General features: G+C 66.9%; 1 protein-coding gene and 1 pseudogene. One reads left to right on the forward strand and one right to left on the reverse strand.

What is annotated here, in order from left to right; translation table 11 throughout:
• Nucleotides 1-88 precede the first annotated feature (88 nt).
• The gene (gene mrx1, locus A5659_RS09685) at nt 89-343 is read left to right on the forward strand and encodes a mycoredoxin Mrx1 (protein WP_066871166.1); all 255 of its coding nucleotides are present in this window, start codon (nt 89-91) and stop codon (nt 341-343) included.
• A 4-nt stretch (nt 344-347) separates the two neighbouring features.
• Here the strand turns inward: mrx1 and A5659_RS09690 are convergent.
• A pseudogene (locus A5659_RS09690) lies at nt 348-568 on the reverse strand (NAD(+) diphosphatase); the annotation flags it as partial.

Raw genomic sequence — 568 nt, forward strand, 5'->3', positions numbered from 1 at the left:
ATGCATCGTCGCCGGGCTACACCCAATCGCCCACTCCTCCGCATCCCGCGTCGCGGAATGCATCGTCGCCGGGCTACGTTAACCAGCTATGACCTCTGCCCCGCTCACCGTCTACACGACCTCCTGGTGTGGTTACTGCCACCGGCTCATGACGGTGCTCAAGTCCAACGGAATTCCCTACGAGGCGGTCGACATCGAGCACGACGCGGCGGCCGCTGATTTCGTCAGCTCGGTCAACGGCGGCAACAGGACGGTCCCGACGGTCAAGTTCGCCGACGGGTCGACGCTGACCAACCCGAGCGCCGCCGAGGTGAAGGCGAAGCTGGCCCAGACCGGGAGCTAGCCCCTCAGTCGATCGCGGCCCAGGATTCGATGATCACGCGGGCGATCGAGATCGACCCGGGCAGCAGCAGTTTCGACTCAGACGAGCTGGACCAGTCCCCCGCCGCGAGCGCGGCGCGCACCTCGTCGCGGGTGAACCAGGCCGCCTCGGCGATCTCGCCGTCGTTGAAGGAGAACTCTTCGGCCGGGTCGGCGACGGCGTGGAAACCGACCATCAGCGAGCGCG

The sequence above is a fragment of the Mycobacterium sp. 1165196.3 genome (assembly GCF_001673415.1).
Classification (GTDB): Bacteria; Actinomycetota; Actinomycetes; order Mycobacteriales; family Mycobacteriaceae; genus Mycobacterium; species Mycobacterium europaeum_A.

Excerpts from the sequence above, each read along its gene's own strand:
- mrx1 (WP_066871166.1), top strand. The coding sequence starts at position 89 with ATGACCTCTGCCCCGCTCACCGTCTACACGACCTCCTGGTGTGGTTAC.